The organism is Metallibacterium scheffleri, from assembly GCF_002077135.1.
GTDB classification, from domain to species: domain Bacteria; phylum Pseudomonadota; class Gammaproteobacteria; order Xanthomonadales; family Rhodanobacteraceae; genus Metallibacterium; species Metallibacterium scheffleri.
Genome location: NZ_LDOS01000001.1, coordinates 940,544 through 964,376, shown reverse-complemented (window position 1 = coordinate 964,376; position 23,833 = coordinate 940,544). Strand labels below are relative to the sequence as shown.

The window sequence follows — 23,833 nt, the reverse complement described above, 5'->3', positions numbered from 1 at the left end:
CTCGACAGGATTTTCATGGAGGTCAATGGGTGCGGCTGCCAGCGGACGCCAGGGCGTCCTCCAACGCATCGGGATCACTGGGCAACGCCATGGTCAGCACCTCGGCGCCGTGCGCGGTGACCACGACATCATCCTCGATGCGGATGCCGATGCCGCGATAACGCGCCGGGGCGTTGCGCTCATCGGGCGCGATATACAGCCCCGGTTCGACCGTGAGCACCATGCCGGGTTCCAGCAGGCGCGGCTCGCCGTGGATGCGGTAATCACCGGCGTCGTGCACATCCAGCCCCAGCCAATGCCCGGTCTTGTGCGGAAAATATCGCCGGTAGACGCCGCTGGCCAGCGCCTGCGCAGGCGTGCCCTTGAGCAGGCCCAGCGCGCACAGGCCGGCGATGAGCACCTCGCGCGCGGCCTGATGAAAAGCCTCCCAGCTTTGCCCGGGACGGATCCGCGCCAGCGCCGCGCACTGCGCGTCCAGCACCAGTTGATAAAGCGCGCGTTGCGGCGCACTGAAATGCCCGCTCACCGGCAGCGTGCGGGTGATGTCCGAGGCATAGCCCTGCCATTCGGCGCCGCCATCCAGCAGCAGCAGCTCACCCGCGCGCAGCGGCGCGTCGTTACGCGCGTAGTGCAGCACGCAGGCATTGCGCCCGCCGGCGACGATCGGCGGATAACTGGGCTGCGCGCCCGCGTGGCGCAGCGCATGCACGAAATCGGCCTCGATGGCGAACTCGGTCGCGCCCGGCACCAGCGCCGCCCACGCGACACGGTGCGCCTCCATGCCGAGGTTGGCCGCATGGCGCAGCAGGCCCAACTCGGCCGGCGACTTGAACAGGCGCAGCTCGTGCAGCAGGTGGCCCAGTGCCAGCATTTCCTGCGGCGCCTGCGCCGCGCCCGGCATGGCGCGCAAGCGCCGCAGCCAGGCCAGCAGCTGCGCGTCAAACGCAGCCTCGCGACCGAAGTGGCAATACAAGCGCGCGCGGCCTTCGAGCATGCCGGGCAGAATGTCGTCGATGTCGGCGATCGGAAACGCGTCATCCAGGCCCAGTTCGCGCACCGCGCCCTCCGGACCGCGCCAGGCGCCGTCCCAGCGTTCCTGCGCAGGCTCGCGCTCGCGGCAGAACAGCACGCTCTGTCCGGCCTGGCGACCCGGCAACAGCGCCAACACCGCGGCGGGCTCGTCGAACCCGCTGAGGTACAGGAAATCGGAATCCTGGCGATACGGCCACGCGGTATCGCCATTGCGCAGGCGCGGCGGCGCGGCGGCCAGCAGGATGGCGGCATCGGCACCGGCCATGCGCATCAGTTCGCGACGCCGGCGCGCGTATTCACGCACGCCGATCGAGCGCGGAGCACTCATGTCGAGGCGCGGTCCACGTCGACGCCCAACTCGGCATGCACCAGCATCACGCCGACGCGCACGAACTCGATCAGCTCGGTGAGTGCTTCCAGATCGCCGGCATCGTCGTCCAACATCACCGGGCCGGCACCAAGCTCGGCAAATGCACGCAGCACCTCGTCGACTTCCGCCGGCAGGCGCTGACCCGCGCCGACGCCGGCCAGACCCAAACCTTCCAGAAATCCGCGGCAGAAATCCACCAGTGCCACGGCCTGATCCGGCAGTGGCGCCTCACCCTCCGGCAGCAGTGGCACATAGCTCAGATCGGGATCGCCCAAGGCACGTTGCGTGTCCCTCATGCAAGCGCGTGCCAGGTCGCGCAGCGCATCTGCCGCGCTTCCGGCAACATCCTCCAATTGCGCGTCCAGCTCACGCATGGCTTGCTCCGGCGCCAGCGCGCTGGCCAGCGCGGTGATGCTGCCATGCAACTCGCTGGCGCTTACGGGCGCGCGCGCGGCGTTCAGGGCCTGGCTCAATGCCGGGTGGTCAGGGGCGGTGGTCATGCGGGGCAATATCCATCAGTGCGGTACGGATGTGTCATGGCGAGGCGCAGCGATCAGCCTAGCCGCTCGCATGCGGATTGCCTACACTCGCCGCAACGGGGCCCATCGGATCGTCATGTCGGCAGGTTTCACGCGCGCCTTGCACGCTCTGGCCTTCGCGCTGGGGTTGGGTACCCTGCTGCTGGCGCCGCGGGATCACGCGCAGGCGGCGGTACCGGTGCGGCACACGGTGGCGATCAGCCACTATTATTTCGAGCGCATCGGCGCCAACGACGGCTTGCAGCAATCCGGTGTCAGCAGCATTTACCAGGATGCCGAGGGTTTCATCTGGATTGCCGCGCCGTCCGGATTGTATCGCTTCGACGGTCATCACCTGCTGGCTTTTCTCGATGCTGCGCGCCGCCGCCATGGCAGCAGCGCGGCGGCGATCACCGGTATCGCCGGTGCCGGCGACGGACGCCTGTGGTTGTCGATGGGCGCACTGACCGATTCGACCAGACCCGGACTGCTGCTGTTTGATCCCGGCCATGGCTTGTTGCCGCTGCCGGCCGGGCTGCATGCGCCCGGCCCCGGGGCCACACTGCTGACAGTGCCAGGCGCGCGCCTGTTGATGGCGGGCCCGGCCGGCGTGAGCCTGTGGGACGGCCGCCAGTCACGCCTGCACGTTCTCTGGCAGGCACCCGCAGGTGCCGAAGGAGCGCATGCCTTGAGCACCTGCAGCGCCACGACGGCCTACGCGCTTGCCGATGGCAATTTGCTGCGCGTGAACGTGGTGCAGCCGGCCGTCACCGCGCTGGCGCTGCCCGACAACGTCAGCGGCAGTGGCCAGGCACTGCTGTGCACGCCGCGCGGTCAACTGCTGCTGGGTACCCGCGCGGGCCTGTTCGCGCAGACCGCCGACGGCTGGTCGCGGCTGTGGCCCGAGGTGGGCGCTGCGCCCGCGGGCGTGGGTGCGCTGGCCGAAGATGCCAGTGGCGCGTTGTGGATCGCGCCCGATGACGGCGGCCTGCTGCGCCTTGCCGGGGATCTGGTGCAGCGCGTGCCCGCGCGCCACGGCGTGCGCGGCGATCTGCCACCGGGTGTGTTGCGGCAATTGCTGATCAGCCGCGACGGAACCCTGTGGGCCATCGCCGGCATGGCAGGCGTGGTGCATACCGACCCGCGCGGTGCGCGCTTCCAGTCGGTCACCGTGCCGGACCGCAACGATCCCGAGGATCGCGCCAATTTCATCCGCGCCCTGGCGCCCGGTGGCGCCAGCAAGCTTTGGGTCGGCTCGCACGCCGGGCTGATGTTGTACGACGCGCGCTCGCAGACGCTGAACGATTACACCCCCCTGCTGCTGCCGGCACTGGCCGGCATCGCACCGCGAATACCGCCACTTACTGCATCCGCGGTGTCCGGACTGGCGGTGGAGGGCATCGTGCGCGAACCCCGCAGCGGCAAACTCTGGCTGGCAACCAGCGCCGGCCTGCTGCAGTTCGATCCGGCCACCGGCGTGACTCAGTTCGCCTATGCCAGCGACCCCGGCAACCCGGTGCCAGGGCAGTGGCTGTACACGGTCTGGCAGGCGCCCGACGGCACATTATGGTTGGCTGGTGCGGTGCGCGGCGTGGCACGCTGGCGCCCCGGCCTGGCCGCGCCGCAGTGGCTGCCACCCCCACCGGGCAATGCGCAGTTTCCGCATGCCTTCGGCTTCGCCACCGCCAACCAGGGCGGGGTATGGATCGCGACCAACGGTGACCTGCTGCTGTGGCAACACGATCGATTGCGGGCGTTCCGCCACCAGCCAGGACAAGCCGACAGCCTCAGCAATAACGAGGTGATCAGCCTGGCGCGCGGCGCCGGCGGCACGCTGTGGGTCGGCACGGGTGACGGCCTTGATCGCCTGCTGGGCGTGCGCGGTGGACAGGCGCGCTTCCAGCACTATGGCTTGCGCCAGGGATTGCCGGACAACGTGATCTACTGCCTGGTCGAGCAACCCCATGGCACGCTGTGGATTGGCACCAATCTCGGCATCGCCGCGCTGGACACCGCCAGCGGCCGCATCGTGCGCTACGGCCAGCGCGACGGTATCAACGGCATGGAATCCAATGCCGGCACCTGCGCGCGCATGGATGACGGCAGCATTGCGTTTGGCGGTCCCGAGGGTTTCGCCATCGGCGCGGCTCTGCGCAAGCAGCCCGACGCGCCCGACAACGTGCAGTTGACTGCGCTGCGCGTTGGTGACGAGGGCGAGCGTGTGCCGCCGCGCGCTGGCAGCCTGCGCGTGGCGCTAGGCCAGCCGGTGCGCATCCGCTTCGCCAGCCTCGACTACCGCCACCCCGCGGCGGGCCTGTACCGCTACCGTTTGCTCGGCCGCAGCACCCGCTGGAGCGCGCCGGCGCCAACGCGCGGGGTGTCCTACGCCGACCTCGACGCCGGCCGCTACACCTTCGAGGTCGCCGCCAGCACCGGCGCCGGGGCCATGATCGCGCCGCCCGCGCGTTTGTCCCTGAGCGTCGTGCCGCCGTGGTGGGACAGTCCGGCCATGCGCGCGCTGTATGCGTTGCTGGCCGGCGGTGTCGTGCTGCTGCTGATCGGCATGACCTGGAACCGGCGCCGTACCGAGCGCCGCTATCGACTGGACAGTGCCGCGCGCGAGGAGCGCCTGAAGCTGGCGCTATGGGGATCCGGCGATGCGCTGTGGGAACTGGATTTGCAGCGCGGCGTGCTCAGCCGCATGGGAGATCTGCACTTGCTGGGCGGGCCGCGCGAGGACGTGCTCACCATCGAGGACTGGCGCCGCTACGCGGTGCATCCCGACGATCTGCCGCAGCTGGAGCAGAACCTCGCCGAGCATCTCGCCGGGCACACGCCGTTCTACGAATCCGAGCACCGCCTGCGCGGCGCCGACGGTCAATGGATATGGATTCGCGCGCGCGGCAAGATCAGTGAATCCGATGCCGAAGGCCACCCGCTGCGTGTCATCGGCACCTCGCGCGACATCAGCAGTGAGCTGGCGCGCGCGCGCGAACTCTCGATCTCGGATCTGGTGGTGCGTTCGATGGGTGAGGCGGTCGCGGTCACCGACGCAACGATGCACTTCGTTGCGGTCAACCCGGCGTTCACGCGCATGACCGGATACACCGCGCAGGATATCCTCGGGCGACCATCCAGCCTGCTCGACAGCCCGGACCAACCCGAGGCATTTCTGCAGGTACGCGCCAAACTCGAAAGCAGCGGCCACTTTCACGGCGAACTCTGGCAGCGCAAACGCGATGGCGAGCCCATCCTGTGCCGCATCGAGATCAACGAGATCCGCGATGGTCATGGTCAGCGCACGCACTTTGTCGCCGTGCTCACCGATGTCACCGCGCGCCGCCGCGCCGAGCAGGAATTGCACTATCTCGCCAACTACGATCCGTTGACCGGCCTGCCCAATCGCACCCTGCTCACCGAACGTCTCGGCGATGCCATTCTGCGCGCACGTCAGATGGGGCGCCTGGTGGCAGTGCTGTTCGTCGATCTGGACCGCTTCAAGCACGTCAATGACGCCCACGGTCACAACGTCGGCGACCGCGCGCTGCAGGCGGCCGGGCGCCGCCTGCGCGCGGGAGTGCGCGACGATGACACCGTGGCGCGTCTCGGCGGCGACGAGTTCACCGTGGTGCTGGAGCGCGTGGCGCAAACCAGCGATGCCGAGGATATCGCGCAAAAACTGCTGGAGATGTTCACCGAACCGATGGACCTCGGCGACGGGCGCGAAGCGCAGATTTCGCTGTCGATCGGCATCGCGCTTTATCCGACGCACGGCCAGGCGCCCACCGATCTGCTCAAGTACGCCGATATCGCCATGTACCGCGCCAAGGAACGCGGCCGCAATACGTTCGCTGTCTACACCGAGGCGCTGGACACCGAGGTGCGCCAGCGCGCCGATCTGATCGCGGCGCTGCAACGCGCGCTCAAACGCGAGGAACTGCACCTGGTCTATCAGCCCAAGCTGAGCCTGGCCGAAGATCGCATCACCGGCGTCGAGGCACTGCTGCGCTGGCACAGCGAGGAGTTCGGCAGCATCCCGCCGTCGCTGTTCATTCCGCTGGCCGAGGAAATCGGCCTGATCAGCACCATCGGCGAGTTCGTGATCGAACGCGCCTGCGCCGAACTGGCCACATGGTGCGCAACTGGACTCAAGGACGTGACCATGGCGGTCAATCTGTCCGCGGCACAGCTCGCGCGCGGTGACATCAGCAATTACCTGTTCGAGACACTGGCGCGCCACGCCATCGCCCCGGAACTACTGGAACTGGAGTTGACCGAGAGCATGCTGATGCAGGATCCGGAACGCGCGCGCGCGATTCTGGAGGCCATCAACAATGTCGGCGTCACCCTGGCCATCGACGACTTCGGTACCGGCTATTCATCACTGGCCTACCTGCAGCGCCTGCCGCTGGATACCCTCAAGATCGATCAGACCTTCGTCTCCAAACTCACCCTCAGTGTTGATGACGAAACCATCCTCAGCACCATCGTGCTGATGGCGCATGCGCTGGGACTGAACGTGGTGGCCGAGGGCGTGGAAACAACCGAGCAGCTCGAATACTTGCGCGAGAAGGATTGCGACGAAGTGCAGGGTTATCTGCTCGCGCAACCGATGCCCGGGCCGGCGTGCCTGGCGTTCATCCAGCAGCATCGCGCCCAGCGCGCGCTCGCGCACGATTGAGCGTCCCATCCGCCCGCGGTCAACCTGCTAAAGTCGCGCCATGCCACCCGCCGATCCGATCCGCGCCGAACTGGAATCCCTGCACGCGCTGGTTGAGCGCGCGTTGCGGCAACAACAGCGTCTGGCCGAGGAAAATCGCAGCCTGCGCCACAGCCAGGAACAACTCGCCAGCGACCGCGCCAATCTGGTCGCGCGCAACGATACGGCGCGCACGCGCATCGAAGCCATGATCCAGCGCCTGCGCGCGCTGGAACAGCCGCCGCAGGCCTGAAGCATGAGGACCGTTCGATGAGCATTGTCCCGGTCACCGTCCGCCTGCTCGACCGCGAGTTTCTGGTCAGCTGCACTGAGGAAGAACGCACCGGCCTTGCCGCCGCGGCCAATTTGCTCGATCTGAAAATGCGCGAACTGCGTGGTGCGACGCGCACCGTCGGTTTTGATCGCATCGCGGTGCTCGCGGCATTGAGCCTGACGCACGAGTTGGTTCAGTTGCGCGAGCGCCACGCCGAGCGCGAGCGCGAGCTGACCCACAGCCTCGGATTGCTGCGGCGCAAACTCGAAGCAGCATTGCCGGATAGCTGAATACGACGCGGCAAAACACCCAATTCCTGCCGGCACGGCCAGCAGCCTGCCGGACTTTGTTTGGCCGGACTGCTAGAATGCCGACCGCGTTCCCTGCGGTGTCCGACAGCACGCTATTAGCATTTGCCTTGCTCCTGTTGAACGACCCCGGGTCGGCAAAATGGCTTCCCTATGTGCATGTCCGCCACGCGCGGAAAGCCTGAACGGTCGCCTGAGCCCTCCCACCTGATCCCTGGGATCAAGGTCGCCTGGCGGGCACCGGCACCGCGGAGAACGCACCCTTGCCTTCCATCCCCACCGAAAATCCCGACGCGCGCCAGGCCCTGCGCAATCTCATGCGCGCACGCCGCGCCGCGCTACCCGCGCGCCAACGCCTGGATGCCGGCAACGCGCTCGCGCAGCAGCTCGCGTTGCTGCCGATCCTGGAATCCACGCAAACGCTGGCCGGCTATTTTGCCTGTACCGGCGAGCTGCCTTTGCACGAAGTGCCGGGGCTGTGCCGCGCGCGCGGTATCGACTATCTGCTGCCGGTGCTGGGACGTGGCCGCAGCCTGCGCTTCGCGCGTTGGCAGACCGGCGCCAGCCTGCTCGGCAATCGCTACGGAATCCCCGAACCCGATGTCGCCGAGAGCGAATTGTTGTCGCCCGCACACCTCGACCTCGTGCTGGTACCACTGCTGGCCTTCGCGCGCAGCGGCATGCGCCTCGGCAGCGGTGGTGGCTTTTACGATGCCAGTTTTGCCATGCTGCAGCGTGTGCGGCGCCCGGCACGTCCGTGGTTGTGCGGCGTGGCCTATGCTTTCCAGGAAGTCGACCATGCTCATCCGGCCCTGCAGGCGCAGCCCTGGGACGTGCGCCTCGATGCCGTGCTGACCGATCGCGAAACCATCCTCTGTGCGCAGGATCCGGCATGCACTACTGGCTGATGAAATCCGAACCCGGGACGTTTTCGATCGACGCTCTCGCGCGCAAAGGCAGCGAGCCTTGGGACGGCGTGCGCAATTATCAGGCGCGCAACTTCATGCGCGACGGCATGCGCGTCGGTGACGGCGTGCTGTTCTACCACTCCAACTGCGCCGTACCCGGCGTGGCCGGGCTGGCCGAGGTCGCCAGCGCCGCCTATCCCGATCCCAGCCAGTTCCAGCCGCGCAATCCACACTACGACCCCGACAGCCCGCGCGATGCGCCGCGTTGGTGGCTGGTGGACGTACGCTTCGTGCGCAAGCTTGACCAGATCATCGCGCTGGACACCTTGAAGGCCGACGCACGTCTGGGCGATTTCGCCCTCACCCGCCGCGGCAACCGCCTGTCGGTGCTGCCGGTCAGCGCCGCGCAATGGCGCATCATCCTCAGCCACGAGAAGGACTCCGCATGACGACTGCCGCCACCGATCCCAACGCAGGCAAGCGCGCCGCCGCCGAGGCCGCGCTCAAGGAAGTGCAGGACGACAGCGTCGTCGGCGTCGGCACCGGCTCGACGGTGCGCTTTTTCATCGAGGGTCTGGCGCGCATGCGCGCGCGCATCGAGGGCGCGGTATCCAGCTCCGAACAGTCCAGCGCGCTGCTGCGCGCGGCCGGCATCCCGGTGCTGGACCTGAACGCGGTCGGTCCGATTCCGCTGTACGTGGATGGCGCCGACGAGTGCGACCCCTGGCGACGCCTGATCAAGGGCGGCGGCGCAGCGCTGACGCGCGAGAAGATCGTCGCCGAGGCCGCGCAGCGTTTCGTGTGCATCATCGATCCGAGCAAGCGCGTCGAGGTGCTGGGCCGCTTCCCATTGCCGGTCGAGGTGATCCCGATGGCGCGCAGTCTGGTGGCGCGCGCGCTGGTGCAACTGGGCGGTCAGCCGGTGTGGCGCGATGGCACCACCACCGACAACGGCAACTGGATTCTGGATGTGCACGGGCTGCGCATCACCGATCCCGTGGGGCTGGAGCGCGAGATCAACCAGATCCCCGGCGTGGTCAGCGTCGGCCTGTTCGCGCGGCGTCCGGCCGACGTGGTGCTGATCGGTGCCACGCCGATGGCCGATCCGCCGCGCTGAGCGGCGGCGGGCGGCACGATCAAGTCAGCGCGGCGGCGGCGCCTCGGCCAGCAAAGGCGGGACATGCCCGCCGGGCGGTAGCGCGGTGGCCGCCAGCTTGGCGTTGCCTTGCAGCAGATTGATTTCGTCACCGAGGATGTGCGCGGCTTCGATCAGCATGGTGTCGGGTATGTCGCGCTTGCGCTCGCGCGCCAGATCGACGTGCAGCGGACGCTCGTTGGGCTGCAAGCCATCATCGCGGGTGCTGGCCGCGTGCGCAGGCTCGGCAACCGCAGCCGATGCCGCATGCACCGGTGCACTGACCGTGCCCGCATGCGCCGGCCCCTTGGTGGCAGCTTCGATGGCCTTATCGCGCGCGCGGAACTGATCCTGCAGCGCATCCTGCGCCTTGCGTTCGCGCTCGCGCACGGCGTAGTTCAGCGAGATGGTCTTTTCCGCCTGAAGCTTGCGCACCGCGGCCAGCTCCTCAAGCATCAACTGCCACGCGGGAGACTTGGCCACGCGCGCGTCGTGTTCCGTGAGCAAGGTCGGAATCAGCGGCTGCAAATCGGCGACCGGCTTGTAGTCGGCCGGCTTGATCTGGCTCCAAGGCAACGGGTTGGGGTTGCTGGACTCGCCGAAATCCTTGGGGTTGATGGTCTGCGGGAACACGATGTTCGGGGTCACGCCCTTGAGCTGCGTGGAACCACCGTCGACGCGAAAGAACTCGGCGATGGTCATGTGCAGATCGCCGAGCTTGGCCTTGGGCTGGTCGGCCATGCGATCGAGATTGACCAGGTTCTGCACCGTGCCCTTGCCGTAGGTATTCTCGCCGATGATCAGCGCGCGGCCATAGTCCTGCATCGCCGCGGCGAAGATTTCCGAGGCCGAGGCAGAAGCGCGGTTGACCAGCACCGCCAGCGGTCCGTTCCACAGTCGCGTTTCTTTGCTGTCCTGCTCCTCGATCTGGCCGTTGCTGTCGCGCACCTGCACGATCGGACCCTTGCCGACAAACAAACCGGACAACTCGATGGCCTCGGTCAGCGAGCCGCCGCCGTTGTTGCGCAGGTCCATGACCACGCCATCGACCTTGTCCTTTTTCAGCTCGACCAGCAACTTGGCCACATCGCGCGTGGCGCTGCGGTAGTCGGGATCGCCGCGGCGGCGCGCGGCGAAGTCCTCGTAGAACGCAGGCAGCGAGATCACGCCGATGCGATACGCGTGACCGCGATCGTGCACGGTGATGATGGATTTCTTGGCAGCCTGTTCCTTCAGGGTCACCTTCTTGCGCACCAGGCTGAGAATCTCGTGCCTGGCATCAGGGCCCGCGTCGCCTGGAATGATCTCGAGGCGCACGGTGGTGTCCTTCTTGCCGCGGATCAGCGCGACCACGTCGTCCAGGCGCCAGCCGACCACATCGACCATCGGGCACGCGCTGCCCTGCCCGACACCGACAATGCGGTCACCCACCTGCAGGGGTGAACGCGAAGCCGGACCGCCGGGCAGAACCTGACGGATGGTGGTGTAGTCGCCTCGCCGCTCCAATTCGGCGCCGATGCCATCCAGCGACAGGTTCATGGAGATGTCGAAGTTTTCGCTGGCACGCGGACCGAAATAATTGGTGTGCGGATCGTTGGCCATCGCGTAGGCGTTGAGGAACATCGAGAACACATCCTCGCTGTCCAGCTCGCGCAGGCTGTCGAGGTAGTTCTGGTAGCGCTTGTCCAGCACCGTGCGGATGTCGGCGTCGTTCTTGCCGGCCAGCTTCAGGCGCAGCCAGTCGTTCATCACGCGCTCGCGCCAGATCGTATCCAGCGCGGCGGTATCGGCGGCCCAGGGTGCGTGCTCGCGGTCGATTTCGTAGCTGGCATGGGTGTTGAAATCGAAGCCGCCTTTCTTGATCAGCGCCTCGGCGTAGGCCACACGCGCGGCGACGCTCTTCTCGTAGACATTGAACATGGTGAACGGGCCGCTGAGGTCGCCGCTCCAGATGGCAGCGTCGAGGTGGCCCTCGATCGGCTTGAAGCTGGCCAGATCCTGCGCGGTGTAGAACAGCTTGTCCGGATCGAGCGCGTCGATATAGCCCTTGAACACGCGCTGCGCCATGCTGGCATCCAGCGGCAGCGCTTCATACGAGTAGCGCGTGAGCAGGCGCGCGGTGAGCTGGGTGACCTCGCTCTGCGTCGCGTTGGGCCGCAGCGGGCGCAATGCGCCCATGCCCTGATGCGCGCGCACAGGCAACTTGCATGCCGTGGACGTGACCGCCGCCGGAATGGGTGCAGCGCTGCTGGCGGGCACGGGAACGGCCAGGGCCGGTACCGCCGCGAACAGGGTGAAACTCAGGCCCAGCAGGGTGGGCAGCAAGCGCCGGATGCTCGGCATGGGTCAGTCGGCCTCGTGATAGCCGGCGGCATGGGCCTGCGCGTCGGCGTGATAGGAAGAACGCACCAGCGGCCCGCTGGCGACATGTTTGAAGCCCAGCGCCATGCCGGCTTCGTGCAAATCGTTGAACTCGTCCGGCGTCCAGTAGCGCAGCACCGGGTGATGGTGCGGCGATGGCTGCAGGTACTGGCCAATGGTGACCATGTCCACGTCATGCAGGCGTAAATCCGCCAGCGTGCCGAGCACCTGCGCGCGGGTTTCACCCAGTCCCAGCATGATCCCGCTCTTGGTCGGGATGTCCGGATGCTGCGCCTTGAACTGCCTGAGCAGGTCCAGCGACCACGGGTAATCGGCGCCCGGACGCACCTCGCGGTACAGATCGGGCACGGTCTCGAGGTTGTGGTTGAACACGTCCGGCGGCGCCTCGGCCAATGCCGCCAGCGCGCGTTGCATGCGCCCCTTGCCACGGAAATCCGGGGTCAGGATCTCGATCTGCAGGCTCGGGCTGGCCGCGCGCGCAGCGCGGATGCAGGCGGCGAAGTGCGCGGCGCCACCATCCGGCAGGTCATCGCGATCGACCGAGGTGATCACCACGTAGCGCAGACCCATGTCGGCGATGCTGGCGGCCAGACGCGCCGGCTCCTGTGCGTCCGGCGGTTTCGGGCGGCCGTGGGCGACATCGCAGAACGAGCAGCGTCGCGTACACACCTCGCCGAGAACCATGAAGGTGGCCGTGCCCTTGTTGAAGCACTCGTGGATGTTGGGGCACGAGGCTTCCTCGCACACCGTCACCAGCGCGCTCGCGCGCAGGCGCGACTTGAGCCGCTGCACGGCGTTGCCTTGCGGCAGGCGCACGCGGATCCACGCCGGTTTGCGCAGCGTCTGCGCGGGCGCGAACGCGGCACGGTTGGCGGCGATCTTGTCCGCGCCGATCAGGGCCTGGCCTTCGACCAGGCCGGATTCGACGCGCACGGGGATGATTTTTTCGTTCATGGCTCGACAGATTCCGGCGCGATGGCCGGCTCGGGCAGGATGGGGGAGGCCGCGCACGGACGCAAGCCAAACTGGTGGCCTAGTTGCTCGATCAATACATCCTCGACTGCTTCGATCGAACCGGGACCGCCCAGATCGGCTACCTGGGTCACCGCCAGGCCGGCATAACCGCAGGGGTTGATGCGCCGGAACGGTTCCAGGTCCATGGCGACGTTGAACGCCAGGCCGTGAAACGTGCAGCCGCGGCGCACGCGCAGGCCCAGCGCGCCGATTTTGGCATCGGCCACGTACACCCCGGGCGCGCCGGCGCGGCGCGCGGCGTAGATGTTCCAGGTGTCCAGGGTATCGATGATGGCTTGCTCGATGCGCTGCACCAGCTCGCGCACGCCGATGCCGAGACGGCGCAGATCCAGCAGCGGATAAGCGACGATTTGTCCGGGGCCGTGGTAAGTCACCTGGCCGCCGCGTTCGACCGCGATCACCGGGATCTCGCCCGGTGCCAGCACATGCTCCATGCGCCCGGCCTGCCCGAGGGTGAACACCGGCTCGTGCTGCAACACCCACAGTTCGTCCGTGCTGGCGGGCCCGCGTGCATCGGTGAACGCGCGCATGGCATGCCACACCGGCGCATAGGGACGGCGTCCGAGACGGCGGACAAGAAGGTTTTGCTCACTCATGGGCTGATTCGCCCCGCTGCGGCCGCGGCGAATTCATCATTGTAATGGCTGCCGGTCATCACCGCGCGTGCAGGGCGTCATAGCGTGTAGCGGATGTCCGGATCGGCGCGCAGCACCGCGTGCGCGCGCTCGTAGTCGTCGCGCGCGGCGGCCACGAAACGCACGCGCACGGCCACATACCGCCCACCGCCAGAGACGCGCACGTCGAGCGAATCATCGATCACCCGCAGACCGGCCTCGTGGCGCAGCAGGCTGGGCACGCGCGCCTCCAGTCCCAGACCGGCGCGGCCCATGGCGGCGATCTCGAACTCGCCGGGAAAGCTGAAACCCGTGCCCGGCAGCAGCGCGCAGTCTGGCGGCAGGCTCATGGCTTGGCTGCGGATGGCGGCAACGCCGGCACGGCGGGCCTAGCCTTGTCGCCCGCCCACCACAGCCGCAAGCTGTCCCAGGTGCGGCCGAAGAAACCGGCCTCGGGCACCGCTTTCAAGGCCACCAGCGGCGCCTGCGCCAGCACCTTGCCATCCAGACTGACGCTGAGCGTGCCGATGCGCTGACCCTGCTTGAACGGCGCGATCAGCGTCGCCGGAATGTCCATGCTGGCCTTCAGGTCCGCGTAGTGCCCGCGCGGAAGGGTCACCGCGACTGCCTGCGTCACGCCCACCGGCAGCGTGCCGCTGGCACCCTTCCATACCACCGGAGTGGCCAGCGCCTGGTTGGGCTTGTACAGCGTACGCGTGGTGAAAAAGCGGAAACCGTAATTGAACAGCGCCTCGTCCTGGTTGGCCGCGTCGCTGAGGCTTTTGGTTTTCATCACCACACCGATCAGACGCTGGCCGTTGCGCTCGGCCGAGGCCACCAGACAAAACCCCGCCTCGGCGGTGCTGCCGGTCTTCAATCCGTCCACCGACGGATCGCGCCACAGCAGCATGTTGCGGTTCCACTGCTTGATGCCGTCGATGGTGACGTGTGGAATCTTGTACACGTAGTAATACTGCGGAAAATCGTGGATCAGCGCGCGCGCCAGCAAGGCCAGATCGTAAGCCGTGACGTACAGATCCGGCTTCGGGTAACCATCAGCGTCGGAGTAGTGCGTATTCTTCATGCCCAGGCGCTGCGCATAGGCATTCATCAACTGCACGAACGCGCCTTCGGTGCCGGCGACATGCTCGGCCAGGGCGATGGCGGCATCATTGCCGGACTGCACGATCATGCCCTTGTACACCTCGGACAAGGGGTAATAGTGATGCAGCTTGAGGAAGCTGGTGGAGCCGTCGGTACCGGCGCCGCCCTTGGCCCAAGCGTGATCGCTGATGTAGACCTTGTCGTTCCAGTGCACCTTGCCCGAAGCCAGCGCGGCGTCGACCACGTAGGCGGTCATCAGCTTGGTCAGCGAGGCCGGCGGCAGGCGCATGTGCATGTCGTGGTGCGCGATCAACTGCCCGGTCTGATAGTCCATCAGCACGTAGGAAATGGCATCCAGTGCCGGCGGCGGCGGAGTGGGCATCTGCGGCATGGCCACGGTGGGCCGCGGCGGCATCGGCAGCGCCGCGCCGGGCACAGGCTGCTGCGCCTGCGTGGCGGTGACCATGACCAGCAGGACAGCGGCCAGCAGGGCGGGAACGGCGCGTTTGCATTTCATCGACATGGGAACTCAGTGGGAAGGCAGCGGTTCATCGATACGCAGCACGGGCAGACCGAGCAGGATCAGACGGGGGGTCACGGCGGCGGCGGCGGCACTGTGCAGCGGGCCGACGCGCACGAACCACAGCGATTGTCCATCGAATGTGATGGTGCGTATGTTCGCATCGTTCAGTTGATTGTCGCGCAGAAGCTGAAGAACGCGTTCAGCGTCTGCTTGAACGGTGAACACGCCAACCTGCAGATAGATCACCTGCGCACTACGCGGCGCTTGCATTGCCGGCAGGGACGCCGCGGGCGCGGGACCCGGCATCGGCAGGGGCGGCGCGGGTACTGATGCAGGCGGCGTGGGGGCAGGCGCGACCGATGCCGGCGACGCAGGTGGCGGAGGCGGCGCGGTCGCGGCCCATCCCGCTGCGGGGCAGCTCAATGCGCGCACCTGCGCCGGATCGTTGGCGTCGATGGCCTGCACGCGCACCGGCGCGGTGCCGCTGCACCAGACCCCGAGCCGCAGCGCCGCGAGGTAGGACAGGTCGATGATGCGCCCGTGCACGAACGGCCCGCGATCGTTGACGCGCACGATGACGCACTTGCCATTGTCCAGATTGGTCACGCGCACGAAGGTCGGCAGCGGCAGCACCTTGCTGGCCGCGGTGTACTTGTACAAATCGTAGTGCTCCAGATTCGAGGTCAGCTTGCCCTGCGAGCGCTGGCCGTACCACGACGCGATCCCGGTCTGATCGTAGCCGCGCGCACTGGACAGCACGTGATAGGTACGCCCGAACACCTGGTAGCTGGAGCGGTTGCCGTAACGTGACGGCGGCTCGGGCACCGGCGTCGGCATCGGGATGGCAGCCAGATTCGCCGGCATCGCACCCCCCACGCAGTGCGTCGGCAGCGGCGGCGGCCGCGATGGCGCTGAAGCGCAACCGGCCAGCAGCAGCACGCCGGCCAGCAGCGCGACCGCAGCGACCACGTGGCGCCTCATTGCGTGGCCGCACCCTGCGCGATGTCATCGGCCAATTGCGTTACCGCCAGCGCATACATCGCGCTGGTGTTGTAGCGCGTGATCACCTGGAAATTGGTGAAGGTGATCCAGTATTCGGGGCCATCCCGACCCTGCAGGGTGAGCAGCGTGGCCGGCGTTCGCTGCGCGATGCCGGCGGCGCCGGTGTAGCCGCGCGCGGCCAGCCCGGCGACCGTGTGGATCGGCGCGCTGCCCTCGATCGGTGGCGCCTGCGCGGCGGCCGCGGCCCGCGCGCGCACGGCGATGGGCGCATCGCGCTGCCAGCCGTGTTGCGCCAGATAATTCGCGGTGCTGGCGAGGATGTCGGGCAGCGAGCCCCACAGGTCCACGGGGCCGCCGGCATCGACGCTGACGCCATAGCGCGCGAAGCTCGATGGCATGAACTGGCACCAGCCCATCGCACCCGCGTAAGAGCCGCGCAGTTCGGCGCGCGGACCGGGGAGCGCGCCGCGCGGCAGGCTCAGGAACACGCCCAGTTCCTTCTGGAAAAAGGCCGCGCGCGGCGGATAGTGGAAGGCCAGCGTATACAGCGCGTCGAGTACACGGTAACCGCCGGTCTGACGGCCGTAGTAGGTCTCCACGCCGAGGATCGCCACCAGGATCTGCGGCGGCACGCCGTAGCGGTCGGCGATGCGATCGACCCGCTCGCGGTGCGCCCGGTAAAACGCGATGCCGGCATCGATACGCGCCTGGCCGAGAAAAATCGGCCGGTAGTCCTTCCAGGGCTTCGCCTCGGCCGGGCGCTGCATCGCCGCGATGATCGAGGGCTGCACGCGCGCCTCGGCCAGCAGTTGCTCGATGTGCGTACGCTCCAGATCGGGGTGCTGACGCAGCAATTGCGCGACGAAATCCTGCACGTCGGGTGCGACGGCCGGAACGACACCAGCGACCGCCGCGGGCATCACGCTGGCGGCGCGCGCGGCAGCAGCAGCCGGCGCTGCTTGTGCAGGGGGCGTGGGCGCTGGCCGCGGCTGCGCCACGCAACCCGCACACAGCACGGCACAGGCCAGCAGGAAAACACGAGTCGGCATCAGCATCAGCGGCGCGTCGCAGGCGTGGCGGCAGCGGTCAGCGTAGCATGCGCGCATGGCCTGCCCGCAGGCGCGGCGCGTGCCTGCCGGCGGCGCCATGCCCGGTTATTGGTTGAGTTTGCGATGCGCATGGATCGACATCAGCACGCCGAATCCGGTCAGCAGACTCACCGCCGAAGTGCCGCCGTAGCTGACCAGCGGCAAAGGTACGCCGACCACGGGCAACAGCCCGGTGATCATGCCGCCGTTGACCATCACGTACACGAAAAAGCTCATCGCCAACGCGCCGCTCAGCAGTCGCGCATAGGTATCGCGCGCATTGACCGCGATCCACAGACTGCGGCCGATGATGAACAGGTATAGCGCCAGCAGCAGGAGCACGCCGACCAGGCCGAACTCCTCGCCCACCACGGCGTAGATGAAATCGGTGGTGTGCTCGGGCAGAAACTGCAACTGCGCCTGGGTACCGCGCATGAAACCCTTGCCGAGCACGCCACCGGAACCTACCGCGATCTCGGACTGAATGACGTGCCAGCCGGTACCCAGTGGATCGGACTCGGGATTGAACAAGGTCAGCACGCGCTCGCGCTGGTAGTCGTGCATGAAATGCCAGGCCACCGGCAGCATCAGCAGGACGACGCCCAGGATCAGGCCGATGCGACGCAGCGACAGCCCGGCCAGGAACAGCACGAAAGCACCCGCCGCCACGACCAGCAGCGCGGTACCCAGATCGGGCTGCAGGGCGATCAATCCTGCCGGCAGCGCGATCAGCAGCAGCACCACGCCCAGATCGCGCCAACTCGGCGGCAGCGGACGCTGTGCCAGATACCAGGCCGCCATCATCGGCGTGGTCAGCTTGAGCAACTCCGAGGGTTGAAAGCGGACGATGCCCAGGTTGAGCCAGCGATCGGCGCCGCGGCCCTCGCCCAGCAGCAGCACCAGCACCAGCAGGACAACGCTCAACACGTACAGCGCCGGCGACCAGTGCCGGAACTGCGTCGGCGAAATGCGCGAAACCACGTACAGCAGCATGAAGCCCAGCACGAAACGCGCCGCCTGCGCGCCGATCGTGCGCCAAGCCAGATCCGCGGCGCTGGACAGGAAGAACAAGCCCATGCCGGCCAGCAACAGCAACGCGATCAGCAGCGGCACATCCAGCCGCGGCCGCGTCAGCAGACGGCGCAGGAAAACCTCGATGCGCAGCACGCTATGGTTCATGGCGCCCCGCCCACCACGGTCGCTGCGGCGCGGTTGAGCACGCTGCCGGCGTGGGGCAGATCCGCCGCCGGTGGCACCGGCGCGCTGCTGGCCGCGCTCGCAGGCGCGCTCAACGGCGCCCACGGCGGCAGGATGTCCCCCGGCAACGGCGTATCCGGCAAATGGCGCAAGCGCGCCCAGGCATCGAACATGTCGCGCACGATGGGCGCGGCATCGCGACCGCCCCAGGCGGCGCGTTCCAGAATCGCCACCCCGGCCACGCGCGGATCACTGGCCGGAGTAAACCCGATGAACAAGGCGCGATGGCGCAACGCCAACTGGTGGTTGGTGCGCGTGGTATCCCAAACATGCGAGGTGCGCGAAAAGATCTCGGCGGTACCGGTCTTGCCGGCGATGCGATAGGGGAAACCCACGTCCAGACCGCGCGCCGTGCCGCGTGCGCCTTCGACCACCTTGACCATGCCCTCCATCACCGCTTGCCAGTCGGCGCGGCGCGCGATCACTGGCGGGCCAGGCGGCGGCAGCACGACCGGTTTGATTGGCGCGCCGCTGCCATCCTGCGTGGCCAGAAGCAAGTGCAGGCGATGGGGCTGGCCGAAATCGGCCAGCGTCGACAACGCGTTGGCCAACTGCAGCGGCGTGACTTGCCAGTAACCCTGGCCGATCCCCGAGATGACCGTATCGCCCAGATACCAGGGTCGGTGCAGCGTCTTTGCCTTCCATGCGCGCGAGGGCAGCACGCCACTGGCCTCGTGCGGCAGGTCGATGCCGCTGGGCTGGCCGAAGCCGAACTTGGCCATGAAGGCAGTCAAACGGTTGATGCCCATGTCATAGGCGAGTTTGTAAAAGTAGGTGTTGACCGACATCTCGATGGCCTGCGTCAGATCCACCACGCCGAAACCGCCGGGTACATCATCGCGATAACCACGCGTCCCGGGTGGCAACCCGGGGATGTACCACTCACCAACCGAGTCCACGGTGTACTGCGGCGTGCGCAGCCCCAGCTCCAGCCCGGCCACGGCCAGGAATGGCTTGACCGTCGAGCCCGGCAGGTAGGTGCCATCGGTGACACGGTTGAGCAGCGGATGATGCGGGTCATCCAGCAGCGCCTGGTAATTGGCTTCGCTGATGCCACCGACGAACAGGTTGGGGTCGTAGCTGGGCGAACTGGCCAGCGCCAGCACCTGGCCATTGCGCGGGTCCACCGCCACCGCCGCGCCCGCGCGCCCGCGCAACCCCGCATAGGCGGCATTTTGCAGTTGCATGTCCAGGGTCAGGTAGAGATTCTGCCCCGGCCGCGGCGGCACACGCTCGAGCACGCGCACCGGGCGCTGATCGGCGTTGACTTCGACCAGCTCGTAGCCGGGCACACCACGCAGCAGCTTCTCGTACTCGCGCTCGATGCCGGACTTGCCGATCTGGCTCATGTCGGCGTAGGGCGTGCCCTGCAGTTTTTCCGCCTCGCGCTGATCGATGCTGCCGACATAGCCCACCACCGAGGCGGTCAACGCGCCCTCGGGATAGTAGCGGCGCAGGTAAGGCGCGATCTCGACCCCGGGGAAACGCCAGCGATTGATGGCGAAGCGCGCGATCTCGTCCTCGCTGAGGCGATTGCGCAATGGCACGCTTTGAAAACTGCGCCGCTCCTTCAACGCCTGCCCGAAGCGGCGCAGATCATCGCCGGACAATGGCACCACCGTGGCCAGCGACTTGAGCAGCGCCTGCATGTCGTGCACCTGATCGGGTACGACCTCGAGTCGGAAAGCAGGCACGTTTTCGGCCAGCACCACGCCATTGCGGTCGAAGATCATGCCGCGCGGAGGCGACAGGAAACGCACGTGGATGCTGTTGTCGTTGGCGCGCGTCACGAACTCATCGTGACGCACCACCTGCAGCCAGAAAAAGCGCACGCCCAGTCCGACCAGCGCCAGCAGGATCAGGGCCATACTGAACCACGCGCGCCGGGTGAACTGGCGCTGCTCCTCGCCACTGTTGCGCAATGCTGGACGCGGCTTGCGCTTCATGACTCACGTGTGCGCGATCGCGCGCGCAGGGCATCCAGCAGCAGAAACACGAACGGCCACAGCGCGGCACCGACCAGTGGCGCGGCCCAGGTCAGCAGCGGCAGCATCGGCAAACCGGCGAACGCGCGGATCAGCCAGCGCAGCAAACTGTCGTTGAGCAGCAGCAACAGCACCGCCGCCGACTGCTGCACCACCGGGAAAAAACGCAATCGCGCGCGAAAGCGCTGCGCCAGAAACACGATGATCACCAGGCGCAGCGCCTGATCACCGAGCAGCGCCCCAGCCAGAACATCGGCCGCCAGGCCCGTGATGAATGCCGTGCCCAGTCCCACCCGATCCGGCGCCTCCAGCACCCAGTAAATCAGTACCAGCGCCGGCCACCACGGCCGCAGCGGCAGCAACGCCACGGGCAACGGCAGCAACATCAGCAACAGGCTCAACACCAGGCTGAGGTAACAGATCCAGCGCTGCCAATCGTTGCGCATCATCGCCGTGTCCCTGCATGCGCGGTCTTCCGCGGCGGTGCCGCGCCAACCTGGCCGGCAGATGCCGGCCCGATCAGGCTGGAGGGCGGCCCGGCGTCGCTGGCCGGCGCCGGCGGACCCATTGGCTCGGCGAGATCACGCAGCAGCAATACCTGATCGCTGCGATTCAGTCGCGCCGCCGGTCGCGCCTCGGCGCGCAGATAACTGCCCGAGCGATCCGCCGCGATCGACACCACGGTGGCCGCCGGAAATCCCGCCGGGAAACGTCCGCCGAGGCCCGACGTCAGCAGACTGTCGCCGACCTTGATGTCGGCATTGATCGGCAAGTCGGGCAGACTGAGCCCATCGCCCGAACCGCTGCCATACGCCACCGCGCGCACGCCACTGCGTGCATCGATCACCGGCAGTGCGCTGCTGGGATCGGTCACCAGCATCAGCACCGCAGTATTCGGCAACACCTCGATCACCTGGCCCATCACGCCATGCGCATCGACCGCGGCCTGCCCCACCCGTACTCCTTCCCGTGCACCGCGATTGAGCACCAGACGCCGTCGATAAGGATCAAGATCGATATCGATCACACGCGCCAACTGGCCTTGCATGCGCAGGGAATCGGCGGCATCCAGCAAACGCTTGAGCTGATCGTTCTGCCGCACCAGCGCCTGCATGCGCGCGATGCGCACGTTGGCCAGCAGCAACGCGTCGCGCAATTTGCGGTTTTCGCTGCGCAGGCTGGACTGCGCGGCGAGGTTCTCGCGCAGGTCGCCCAGCCAGCGCGCCGGCGCGCCGGCCAGGCGCCAGGCCGGTTCCACCGCCAGCGCCGCCGCATTGCGCACACGCGGCAGCCAGTCGTTGCGGTGATCGAGCATCATCAGCGCCACCGCCAGCAGCAGATAGCCGGCCAGACGCAGCGTGCCGCCTGGCGAAGCCGCAAACAAACTGGTCGAACCGTCGCGCGACAGCGCCATGAGCCGCGCCGCCTCCGCGCTTATTCGTAGGTGAAGAAGTCGCTGCCGTGCTGGTCGATCAACTCCAACGCGCGTCCGCCGCCACGGGCGACGCAGGTCAGCGGATCGTCGGCCACATGCACATGCAGGCCGGTTTCCTTGGCGATGAGTTTGTCCAGATCACGCAGCAGCGCACCGCCACCGGTGAGCACGATGCCGCGTTCGGCCACGTCCGAACACAACTCGGGCGGGGTTTGTTCCAGCGCCGATTTGACCGCTGCGACGATGCCCTGCAACGGCTCGTGCAATGCGTCCAGCACGTCGTTGGAGTTGAGCGTGAACATGCGCGGCACACCCTCGGCCAGGTTGCGTCCGGACACCTCGAGCTCCTTGATCTCGGACTGCGGATAGGCGCAGCCCAGCTCGAACTTGATGCGCTCGGCGGTGGCATCGCCGATCAGCGTGCCGCGCGTGCGGCGCACGAAATTGACGATGGCCTCGTCGAAGCGATCGCCGCCGATGCGCACCGACTGCGAGTAGACGATGCCATTGAGCGCGATCACCGCCACCTCGGAAGTGCCGCCGCCGACGTCCAACACCATCGAGCCGCGCGCCTCGTGTACCGGCAGGCCGGCGCCGATCGCCGCGGCCATCGGCTCCTCGATCAGGAACACATCGCGTGCACCGGCGCCCTCGGCCGATTCCTTGATCGCGCGGCGTTCGACCTGGGTCGAACCACAGGGCACGCAGACCAGCACGCGCGGGCTGGGACGCAGGAACCGGGTGCGGTGCACCTGCTTGATGAAGTGCTGCAGCATCGCCTCGGTCATGGTGAAGTCGGCGATCACGCCGTCCTTCATCGGGCGCACGGTGATGATGTTGCCAGGCGTGCGCCCGAGCATGTGCTTGGCCTCGGAACCCACCGCCGCGACCGTACGCGGGCCACCGCGTGCACGATCCTGGCGCATGGCAACGACCGAAGGCTCGTTGAGCACGATGCCCTCGCCGCGCACGTAGATCAGGGTATTGGCGGTGCCCAGGTCGATCGAGAGGTCGTTGGAAAAGAACCCGCGGAATTTCTTGAACATGCGCGCGTTTCCGGCCGATAGCGGAAAGGGAAGCCCTGCAGTTTAGGCCCACGCCCCACCTCCGGCAAGGACAAAGGCGTTAAAAAACCCTTTGCGGACGCGGTATTGCCAGCGTCCTCGTCGCATGGTCGCGCGGCCGCGTTACCATCGCCGGCTGTTATGACTTGCCGGAATCCCGATGCCTGCGCTGATCTGCGGTTCGCTTGCCTATGACACCATCATGGTGTTCCAGGACCAGTTCAAGAACCACATCCTGCCGGACAAAGTGCATATCCTGAATGTGTCATTTCTGGTGCCGCGCATGCGGCGCGAATTCGGCGGCTGCGCCGGCAACATTGCCTACAACCTCAAATTGCTTGGCGGTGAGCCGATCCCGATGGCCGCGGTCGGCCAGGATTTCGGCCCCTATCGCAAGCATTTCGAGGCCTGCGGCATCCGTCTCGACCAGGTGCGCGAGATCGATGATCTGTTCACCGCGCAGGCGTTCATCACCACTGATCTGGACGACAACCAGATCACCGCGTTTCATCCGGGCGCGATGATGCGCTCGGTCGAAGCCCACGTGCGCGACGTGCCCGGGGTGAGTTTCGGCATCGTCGCGCCGGACACGCGCGAGGCCATGCTGCAGCATGCGCGCGAATTCGCCGAGCGCGATGTGCCTTTCATCTTTGATCCCGGCCAGGCGCTGCCGCTGTTCAACGGTGCCGAGTTCCGCGCTTTCATCGAACAGGCGCAGTACGTCACCGTCAACGACTACGAGTCGCAACTGTTGCAGCAGCACACCGGCTGGAACGAGCAGCAGATCGCCACGCGCGTGCGCGCCTACATCGTGACGCACGGGCCGCGCGGCTCGCTCATCCACACGCGCAAGGGCAGTGTCGAGATTCCGCCGGCGCACGAGCGTCGCATCACCGACCCCACCGGCTGCGGCGATGCCTATCGCGCCGGGCTGATTTTCGGCCTCATGCGCGACTGCGATTGGGCCACTGCCGGACGCATGGCTTCGCTGATGGGCGCGCTGAAGATCGAATACCCGGGCACGCAAAACCAGCGTTTCGGCTACGCCGAGTTCGCCGAGCAGTTCCGGCAGCAGTTCGGCTACGCGCTGGATTGATGAT

21 protein-coding genes and 1 other RNA gene are annotated in these 23,833 nt (G+C 67.2%); 8 read left to right on the top strand and 14 right to left on the bottom strand.

What is annotated here, in order from left to right:
- Window positions 1–22: 22 nt before the first annotated feature.
- Complete coding sequence (locus Mschef_RS04280; RefSeq protein WP_081126557.1) at window positions 23–1,360, bottom strand: aminopeptidase P N-terminal domain-containing protein; 1,338 nt, start codon at window positions 1,358–1,360, stop codon at window positions 23–25.
- Window positions 1,357–1,902, bottom strand: a complete 546-nt coding sequence (locus Mschef_RS04275; protein WP_081126840.1) for a UPF0149 family protein — start codon at window positions 1,900–1,902, stop codon at window positions 1,357–1,359. The genes Mschef_RS04280 and Mschef_RS04275 overlap by 4 nt, the downstream gene beginning before the upstream one ends.
- 115 nt (window positions 1,903–2,017) lie before the next feature.
- On the opposite strand from Mschef_RS04275, the gene Mschef_RS04270 reads away from it, so the two are divergent.
- The 7 genes from Mschef_RS04270 to rpiA all read left to right on the top strand — a co-directional run bounded on the left by Mschef_RS04270 (window position 2,018) and on the right by rpiA (window position 9,226).
- Window positions 2,018–6,601 (top strand): EAL domain-containing protein, encoded by a 4,584-nt coding sequence (locus Mschef_RS04270; protein WP_136256332.1) that lies wholly within the window; start codon window positions 2,018–2,020, stop codon window positions 6,599–6,601.
- 40 nt (window positions 6,602–6,641) lie between these two features.
- Entirely contained in the window at window positions 6,642–6,872 is a 231-nt protein-coding gene (locus tag Mschef_RS04265) for a TIGR02449 family protein (RefSeq protein WP_081126555.1), read from the top strand.
- A 17-nt stretch (window positions 6,873–6,889) separates the two neighbouring features.
- On the top strand, window positions 6,890–7,183 hold the full coding sequence (locus Mschef_RS04260) for a cell division protein ZapA (RefSeq protein WP_081126554.1): 294 nt from the start codon (window positions 6,890–6,892) through the stop codon (window positions 7,181–7,183).
- An 87-nt stretch (window positions 7,184–7,270) separates the two neighbouring features.
- A non-coding RNA gene (ssrS, locus tag Mschef_RS04255) (6S RNA) lies at window positions 7,271–7,460 on the top strand.
- Between the two features lie 4 nt (window positions 7,461–7,464).
- Window positions 7,465–8,109: a 5-formyltetrahydrofolate cyclo-ligase gene (locus Mschef_RS04250; protein WP_242426443.1), complete on the top strand. Its 645-nt coding sequence runs from the start codon at window positions 7,465–7,467 to the stop codon at window positions 8,107–8,109.
- Window positions 8,094–8,558: an EVE domain-containing protein gene (locus Mschef_RS04245; protein ID WP_081126553.1), complete on the top strand. Its 465-nt coding sequence runs from the start codon at window positions 8,094–8,096 to the stop codon at window positions 8,556–8,558. Before Mschef_RS04250 ends, Mschef_RS04245 begins: the two co-directional genes overlap by 16 nt.
- Window positions 8,555–9,226 (top strand): ribose-5-phosphate isomerase RpiA, encoded by a 672-nt coding sequence (gene rpiA / locus Mschef_RS04240; protein ID WP_081126552.1) that lies wholly within the window; start codon window positions 8,555–8,557, stop codon window positions 9,224–9,226. Before Mschef_RS04245 ends, rpiA begins: the two co-directional genes overlap by 4 nt.
- A 24-nt stretch (window positions 9,227–9,250) precedes the next feature.
- Here the strand turns inward: rpiA and Mschef_RS04235 are convergent, their stop codons facing one another.
- The 12 genes from Mschef_RS04235 to Mschef_RS04180 all read right to left on the bottom strand — a co-directional run bounded on the left by Mschef_RS04235 (window position 9,251) and on the right by Mschef_RS04180 (window position 22,715).
- Window positions 9,251–11,587 (bottom strand): carboxy terminal-processing peptidase, encoded by a 2,337-nt coding sequence (locus Mschef_RS04235; RefSeq protein WP_081126551.1) that lies wholly within the window; start codon window positions 11,585–11,587, stop codon window positions 9,251–9,253.
- A gap of 3 nt (window positions 11,588–11,590) precedes the next feature.
- Window positions 11,591–12,580 carry a lipoyl synthase gene (lipA, locus tag Mschef_RS04230; RefSeq protein ID WP_081126550.1) on the bottom strand — a complete coding sequence of 330 codons (990 nt, stop codon included), beginning with the start codon at window positions 12,578–12,580 and terminating at the stop codon, window positions 11,591–11,593.
- Window positions 12,577–13,257 (bottom strand): lipoyl(octanoyl) transferase LipB, encoded by a 681-nt coding sequence (gene lipB / locus Mschef_RS04225; RefSeq protein ID WP_081126549.1) that lies wholly within the window; start codon window positions 13,255–13,257, stop codon window positions 12,577–12,579. Before lipB ends, lipA begins: the two co-directional genes overlap by 4 nt.
- Window positions 13,258–13,334: 77 nt before the next feature.
- On the bottom strand, window positions 13,335–13,625 hold the full coding sequence (locus tag Mschef_RS04220) for a DUF493 family protein (RefSeq protein ID WP_081126548.1): 291 nt from the start codon (window positions 13,623–13,625) through the stop codon (window positions 13,335–13,337).
- Window positions 13,622–14,896 carry a D-alanyl-D-alanine carboxypeptidase family protein gene (locus tag Mschef_RS04215; protein ID WP_081126838.1) on the bottom strand — a complete coding sequence of 425 codons (1,275 nt, stop codon included), beginning with the start codon at window positions 14,894–14,896 and terminating at the stop codon, window positions 13,622–13,624. Before Mschef_RS04215 ends, Mschef_RS04220 begins: the two co-directional genes overlap by 4 nt.
- 12 nt (window positions 14,897–14,908) lie before the next feature.
- Window positions 14,909–15,871: an SPOR domain-containing protein gene (locus tag Mschef_RS04210; RefSeq protein WP_242426442.1), complete on the bottom strand. Its 963-nt coding sequence runs from the start codon at window positions 15,869–15,871 to the stop codon at window positions 14,909–14,911.
- 8 nt (window positions 15,872–15,879) lie between these two features.
- Window positions 15,880–16,959 carry a lytic murein transglycosylase B gene (mltB, locus tag Mschef_RS04205; RefSeq protein ID WP_206780148.1) on the bottom strand — a complete coding sequence of 360 codons (1,080 nt, stop codon included), beginning with the start codon at window positions 16,957–16,959 and terminating at the stop codon, window positions 15,880–15,882.
- 99 nt (window positions 16,960–17,058) lie between these two features.
- Window positions 17,059–18,171 carry a rod shape-determining protein RodA gene (rodA, locus tag Mschef_RS04200; RefSeq protein ID WP_081126546.1) on the bottom strand — a complete coding sequence of 371 codons (1,113 nt, stop codon included), beginning with the start codon at window positions 18,169–18,171 and terminating at the stop codon, window positions 17,059–17,061.
- The gene (mrdA, locus tag Mschef_RS04195) at window positions 18,168–20,195 is read right to left on the bottom strand and encodes a penicillin-binding protein 2 (RefSeq protein WP_081126545.1); all 2,028 of its coding nucleotides are present in this window, start codon (window positions 20,193–20,195) and stop codon (window positions 18,168–18,170) included. The genes rodA and mrdA overlap by 4 nt, the downstream gene beginning before the upstream one ends.
- Window positions 20,192–20,683 (bottom strand): rod shape-determining protein MreD, encoded by a 492-nt coding sequence (gene mreD / locus Mschef_RS04190; RefSeq protein WP_081126544.1) that lies wholly within the window; start codon window positions 20,681–20,683, stop codon window positions 20,192–20,194. Before mreD ends, mrdA begins: the two co-directional genes overlap by 4 nt.
- Window positions 20,680–21,648 (bottom strand): rod shape-determining protein MreC, encoded by a 969-nt coding sequence (gene mreC / locus Mschef_RS04185; protein WP_081126543.1) that lies wholly within the window; start codon window positions 21,646–21,648, stop codon window positions 20,680–20,682. The genes mreD and mreC overlap by 4 nt, the downstream gene beginning before the upstream one ends.
- Before the next feature lie 20 nt (window positions 21,649–21,668).
- The gene (locus tag Mschef_RS04180; protein WP_081126542.1) at window positions 21,669–22,715 is read right to left on the bottom strand and encodes a rod shape-determining protein; all 1,047 of its coding nucleotides are present in this window, start codon (window positions 22,713–22,715) and stop codon (window positions 21,669–21,671) included.
- 178 nt (window positions 22,716–22,893) lie between these two features.
- Here Mschef_RS04180 and Mschef_RS04175 point away from each other — a divergent pair, with 178 nt between their 5' ends.
- A complete protein-coding gene (locus Mschef_RS04175; RefSeq protein WP_081126541.1) occupies window positions 22,894–23,829 on the top strand; it encodes a carbohydrate kinase family protein in 936 nt (311 codons plus the stop codon).
- Window positions 23,830–23,833 lie beyond the last annotated feature (4 nt).

Bases quoted from the DNA above. Each gene is read 5' to 3' on its own strand.
- Mschef_RS04280 (WP_081126557.1), bottom strand. From the start codon at position 1,360: ATGAGTGCTCCGCGCTCGATCGGCGTGCGTGAATACGCGCGCCGGCGT.
- Mschef_RS04275 (WP_081126840.1), bottom strand. From the start codon at position 1,902: ATGACCACCGCCCCTGACCACCCGGCATTGAGCCAGGCCCTGAACGCC.
- Mschef_RS04270 (WP_136256332.1), top strand. From the start codon at position 2,018: ATGTCGGCAGGTTTCACGCGCGCCTTGCACGCTCTGGCCTTCGCGCTG.
- Mschef_RS04265 (WP_081126555.1), top strand. From the start codon at position 6,642: ATGCCACCCGCCGATCCGATCCGCGCCGAACTGGAATCCCTGCACGCG.
- Mschef_RS04260 (WP_081126554.1), top strand. From the start codon at position 6,890: ATGAGCATTGTCCCGGTCACCGTCCGCCTGCTCGACCGCGAGTTTCTG.
- Mschef_RS04245 (WP_081126553.1), top strand. From the start codon at position 8,094: ATGCACTACTGGCTGATGAAATCCGAACCCGGGACGTTTTCGATCGAC.
- rpiA (WP_081126552.1), top strand. From the start codon at position 8,555: ATGACGACTGCCGCCACCGATCCCAACGCAGGCAAGCGCGCCGCCGCC.
- Mschef_RS04235 (WP_081126551.1), bottom strand. From the start codon at position 11,587: ATGCCGAGCATCCGGCGCTTGCTGCCCACCCTGCTGGGCCTGAGTTTC.
- lipA (WP_081126550.1), bottom strand. From the start codon at position 12,580: ATGAACGAAAAAATCATCCCCGTGCGCGTCGAATCCGGCCTGGTCGAA.
- lipB (WP_081126549.1), bottom strand. From the start codon at position 13,257: ATGAGTGAGCAAAACCTTCTTGTCCGCCGTCTCGGACGCCGTCCCTAT.
- Mschef_RS04220 (WP_081126548.1), bottom strand. From the start codon at position 13,625: ATGAGCCTGCCGCCAGACTGCGCGCTGCTGCCGGGCACGGGTTTCAGC.
- Mschef_RS04215 (WP_081126838.1), bottom strand. From the start codon at position 14,896: ATGAAATGCAAACGCGCCGTTCCCGCCCTGCTGGCCGCTGTCCTGCTG.
- mltB (WP_206780148.1), bottom strand. From the start codon at position 16,959: ATGCTGATGCCGACTCGTGTTTTCCTGCTGGCCTGTGCCGTGCTGTGT.
- rodA (WP_081126546.1), bottom strand. From the start codon at position 18,171: ATGAACCATAGCGTGCTGCGCATCGAGGTTTTCCTGCGCCGTCTGCTG.
- mrdA (WP_081126545.1), bottom strand. From the start codon at position 20,195: ATGAAGCGCAAGCCGCGTCCAGCATTGCGCAACAGTGGCGAGGAGCAG.
- mreD (WP_081126544.1), bottom strand. From the start codon at position 20,683: ATGATGCGCAACGATTGGCAGCGCTGGATCTGTTACCTCAGCCTGGTG.
- mreC (WP_081126543.1), bottom strand. From the start codon at position 21,648: ATGGCGCTGTCGCGCGACGGTTCGACCAGTTTGTTTGCGGCTTCGCCA.
- Mschef_RS04180 (WP_081126542.1), bottom strand. From the start codon at position 22,715: ATGTTCAAGAAATTCCGCGGGTTCTTTTCCAACGACCTCTCGATCGAC.
- Mschef_RS04175 (WP_081126541.1), top strand. From the start codon at position 22,894: ATGCCTGCGCTGATCTGCGGTTCGCTTGCCTATGACACCATCATGGTG.